This is a genomic window from Nocardia sp. NPDC060220, from assembly GCF_042727815.1.
GTDB lineage: Bacteria > Actinomycetota > Actinomycetes > Mycobacteriales > Mycobacteriaceae > Nocardia.
In genome coordinates this window covers 1-4,204 of sequence record NZ_JBHWZY010000621.1, presented here as the reverse complement: position 1 = coordinate 4,204, position 4,204 = coordinate 1, and the positions used below count along the sequence as shown (strand labels likewise).

The following is a 4,204-nucleotide window of genomic DNA, read 5'->3' as shown; positions in this document are numbered from 1 at the left end:
CCCTGCAGGACACGGTTTTCAACGTCTGCTTCGTCTTGGCGATCGCGGTGACCGCGCTGGTGATCCCGGCCGACGGACGTTCGATCGGGGTGGTGCTGGCCGGCGCCGGGGTGTACGCCCTCGGCATCGCGGCCATCGCGCTCAATTCCCGTCGAGCCAGGGTGGCCTGCTGAGGGTGCCCGCGGTTTCCTGGGCCAGCACCGTGCGGTGATCGGCGGTGGCCAGCGGGATATCGGGGAGGAGCGTGTCGTGGTCGATGCCGGTGTCGTAATCGATCCAGAGGGCGTCGACGACGCTCGTGTCGGCCAGTTCGTCGTGGCTCGCCCAGTGGTGCACGACCGCGTCGCCGGTTCCGAAGACGTACTCGATTTCGTTCACATGTGTTTGGACGCACGGCAACAGCGATCGGTTCCGGTAAGTTCTCACAAGATCACAGGTGTTCCTCGCCGACACCGATTCGAGGGAGCCAGATGCGCGCAAGACCGGTATCGCACGGAACTGCCGCCGTGGGTGTGGTGCTGTCCGCCATCCTCGCCGTCCCCGCGCAGGCGGGCCCACTGCCGTGGGTGCCCCCGCCGGTGAATCTCTGCGGAGAAACAGGATTCGACCCGGTCAACCGGCTGCCGGACCCGGCCGCACCGCCGGCGCCGGTCCTGCCGCCGAGCATCGACATCCCCGTCTGGGTGCCGCAGCTGACGCCGGTACCGATTCCCGACCCGCCGCACGACAACACGCGCGTCGCACAGGTTCCGCTGCCCACCGATCCGTGCCGCAATCCGTGCCCGGAGGTCCGTGACACGCCGGAACCCGAACCCGAAAGTTCGGACGAGTCCACCTCGACCGGATCGGCGATCGCGTTGCCGCGGATCAGGATCAACCCGGAGATCGAGCCGATTCCGATCCCGGTGCCCGGCGGCGAGAGCGAACCGGCCCAGGAAGCGCCGGAACCGGTGATCCGGCCGATCGAACGTGGCCCGCTCGCGGCGCCGGTCGTGCCCGCGAAGGTGGAGTCCGTCCGCCTCGTGGACCAGGTCACCGGACACGGCTCGACCAACCGGACCGATATGCGCTGGCAGGTCGACGGCACCGACCTCGGGCTGTTCTGGGAAACCGAACCGGGCAAGGTGGCCATGGTGTTCGGCGACACCTTCGGCGAGGGCTGGGCGTACGGCGGCGCGGGCTCCGACGGCGCCGACTGGCGATCGAATGTGCTGGCCTACAGCACCGACAAGGATCTGAACGACGGCATCACCATCGACTCGATGGTGCAGGACAGCCCCTGTCACGCCGCCGAACTCCTCGGCAGCCGCAAGATCAAGAACTGGGAGACCACCACGATCCCGACCTCGGGGTTCGCGCTCGGCAAACGGCAGTTCATGAGCTACATGTCGGTGAACCACTGGTCGAAGATCCCCGGCATGTGGATGACGAACTACGGCGGACTCGCCTACTCCGACGACGGCGGCTCGACCTGGACCAAAGATCAGCATGCCCGCTGGGAGAACATGTTCGGTCTCGGGCAGTTCCAGGTGGCGGCGATGGTGCCGCACGGGGATTACGTCTACATGTTCGGCACGCCCAACGGCCGGATCGGGATGATCGGCCTGGCCAGGGTGCGCAAGGCCGACGTGCTCAACAAGACCGCCTATCAGTACTGGGTGGACGGCAATTGGGCGCCCGCGGCGCAGAACTCGGCGACACCGCTCGTGAACGGGATGGCCAGCGAGCTGTCGGTGCGGTTCGACGAGGAAAGCCGGCAGTGGCAGATGGTCTATCTCGATTCGGCCGCGAGCCAGATCGTGTTGCGGACCGCGGGCCAGCCGCAGGGCGCCTGGACCTCGACCGTGCCGCTGGTGTCCACCGAGATGTATCCGAAGGCGTACGGCGGGTTCATCCATCCCTGGTCGACCGCGCAGGACCTCTACTTCACGATGTCGGCGTGGGACAGCTACAACGTGTACCTCATGCACGCGCGATTGAATCCGCCGCGCTGAGTCAGGACGCCGCCACGAACAACAGCCGGTCGCCGGGGCGAGCCTGCGCGACACGGTCGACATCGGCATCGAGGACGACGGCGATCACCGGATAACCGCCGGTGATCGGGTGATCGGCCAGGAAGACGACGGGCTGACCGCTCGGTGGCACCTGCACCGAGCCCAGCGCCACACCCTCGGAGGGCAATTCGCGGCCGATCGACCGCACCAGCGGGGGTCCGTCGGCGCGATCCAGCCGGGCGCCGACCCGGTCGGTGTCGGTGGAAACGATCCAGGAACCGCGGAACAGCTGCTCGGGATCGGTGAACCAGTCCGCGCGCGGGCCCGGACACGCTCGGACCGTGAGCACTTTCGGCGGCAGCGGAACCGGCGCGAATTCCACGGTCGGCAGGGTGCGCGGCGGGGGACCGACCGGCAACTGCGTGCCGACCACCAGCGGGTCGGGACCGATACCGGACAAGGTGTCGCGGCTACGCGAACCCAGCACCTTGGCCACATCGATACCGCCACGCACCGCCACGTAACTGCGCAGACCGGTGTTCGCGAGGCCGAGTCGCAGCACCTGGCCCTCGTCGATTTCGAGCACACTCGCATGCCCGACCGGGGTGCCGTCGACGGTGGCGGGGGCGGGCGCGCCGGTGACCGCGACGGTGAGGTGACCGTCGGCGCGCAGGGCGAGGCCGCCGAGCAGTGCTTCGATGGCGGCGAAGTTCTCCGGATTGCCGACCAGCCGGTTCGCCAGCCGCAGTGACCCGCGGTCGGCCGCACCCGCCTGGCCGACGCCGGAATCGAACCAGCCCTGTCTGCCCAGGTCCTGCACTGTCGCGAGCGGCCCCACCCGTTCGATGAAGATCAGCATTCGATCTCTCCCCGATTCGCTGTCGAGGCGGCGCACCGTTGAGCAGCCCTTGATTTTCCGCCGAAGCAGCTATTCCTCGGAAGCGACGAACCTGATCGCCGAACCCGCCCGCACCAGCGCGGGTGGATCGCGGTCCACCGCCCACATTCGCAGATCGGTGGTGCCGATCAACTGCCAACCGCCCGGCGTGCCGCGCGGGTAGACCGCCGAATATCCGCCGGCCAGCGCCACCGCGCCCGCCGGGATGGCCGTGCGGGCATGGGTGCGGCGTGGCACCGTGAGCCTGCCGTCGGGCGAGGTGAGGTAGCCGAAACCGGGCGCGAAACCGACGAACGCGCACCGCCAGACAGTGCCGGTGTGCGCCGCGATCACCTCCGGGATCGACAGGTCGAGCAGCCGGGCCACCTCGGGCAGGTCCGCGCCGTCGTAGTGCACCGGGATCTCCACGACCGCCTCGGTATCCGGCACTGTTCCACGGGAAACATCCGGCGAATCCGCTTGCGGTGGCTCGTGATCCAGCCGGTCGAGCAGCGCGACGAGTTCACGGCGGACCTGCACGCCATAACTCACCGAATGCATGGTGACCAGCACGGTTTCCGCCGCGGGCAGCACATCCTCGACACCGGCTATCGCGTGCACGCGCAGCGCGGAGGCCAAGCGCTGTACCGGGCGCGGGTCGTCGAGGGTGATGAGCACGGCGCGGTCACCCGCGGGCCGGATCCGCGCGTTCCAATCGATGTCCATCGTGCCTCCCACCCCTCAGCTGAACGGCTCCACCGGTATCCCGGCTTCGTCGAGCGCCCCCCGGATCCGGCGGGCCATCTCGACGGCCGCCGCAGAGTCGCCGTGGACGCACACGCTGGCCACGGACACGGCGACCGTACCGGGACCGTCTACGGTACGCGCGGTCCCCGACAGCGCAAGAGTTGTCGCCTGGGCCACGGCGTCGTCGGCCGACAGCACCGCCCCGGCAACTCCGCGCGGGGCCAGCGAACCTGTTGCAGTGTAAGCCCGGTCGGCGAATCCCTCACCGACGAAACGCACCCGCTGAGCGGCCCGTTCCAGTTCGGTACCCGCCGGTCCGAGCAGCGCGAGACCGGGTTCGGCTTCGGCCACCGCGGCGACAAGCGCTTCGGCGAGCAGGCGATCGCGGGCGGCCGCGTGGTAGAGCGCGCCGTGCGGTTTCACATAGCGGACCCGGTCGCCCGCCGCCCGCGCGAAGGCCGCGAGCGCGCCGATCTGATAGAGCACCTCGTCGCGCAGATCGGCCGGGGCGATGGCGATATCGCGGCGGCCGAAACCGACCAGATCGCGATAGCCGACGTGCGCGCCGATCCGCACACCCTTGGCC

At 69.1% G+C, this 4,204-nt stretch carries 5 protein-coding genes; 1 reads left to right on the top strand and 4 read right to left on the bottom strand.

The genetic code is table 11. The features are described 5' to 3' along the window. Positions 1 to 141: 141 nt before the first annotated feature. Positions 142 to 378, bottom strand: coding sequence for a hypothetical protein (locus ACFWF3_RS26475; protein WP_379316041.1), 237 nt, complete (start codon positions 376 to 378; stop codon positions 142 to 144). A 92-nt stretch (positions 379 to 470) separates the two neighbouring features. Here ACFWF3_RS26475 and ACFWF3_RS26470 point away from each other — a divergent pair, with 92 nt between their 5' ends. After that, entirely contained in the window at positions 471 to 1,994 is a 1,524-nt protein-coding gene (locus tag ACFWF3_RS26470; RefSeq protein ID WP_379316039.1) for a DUF4185 domain-containing protein, read from the top strand. Between the two features lies 1 nt (position 1,995). On the opposite strand, the gene ACFWF3_RS26465 is transcribed toward ACFWF3_RS26470, so the two are convergent. From ACFWF3_RS26465 to ACFWF3_RS26455, 3 genes are all read right to left on the bottom strand, one after another. Further along, positions 1,996 to 2,853 carry a biotin-dependent carboxyltransferase family protein gene (locus ACFWF3_RS26465; RefSeq protein WP_379316037.1) on the bottom strand — a complete coding sequence of 286 codons (858 nt, stop codon included), beginning with the start codon at positions 2,851 to 2,853 and terminating at the stop codon, positions 1,996 to 1,998. Positions 2,854 to 2,922: 69 nt separating this feature from the next. Then, positions 2,923 to 3,597, bottom strand: coding sequence for an allophanate hydrolase subunit 1 (locus ACFWF3_RS26460; protein ID WP_378989360.1), 675 nt, complete (start codon positions 3,595 to 3,597; stop codon positions 2,923 to 2,925). 15 nt (positions 3,598 to 3,612) lie between these two features. Further along, the coding region (locus tag ACFWF3_RS26455; RefSeq protein WP_379316035.1) for a LamB/YcsF family protein at positions 3,613 to 4,204 on the bottom strand (592 nt) is incomplete at its 5' end.

What these genes read in the sequence shown, in the direction of transcription:
- ACFWF3_RS26470 (WP_379316039.1), top strand. Translation starts at nt 471, where the DNA reads ATGCGCGCAAGACCGGTATCGCACGGAACTGCCGCCGTGGGTGTGGTG.
- ACFWF3_RS26465 (WP_379316037.1), bottom strand. Translation starts at nt 2,853, where the DNA reads ATGCTGATCTTCATCGAACGGGTGGGGCCGCTCGCGACAGTGCAGGAC.
- ACFWF3_RS26460 (WP_378989360.1), bottom strand. Translation starts at nt 3,597, where the DNA reads ATGGACATCGATTGGAACGCGCGGATCCGGCCCGCGGGTGACCGCGCC.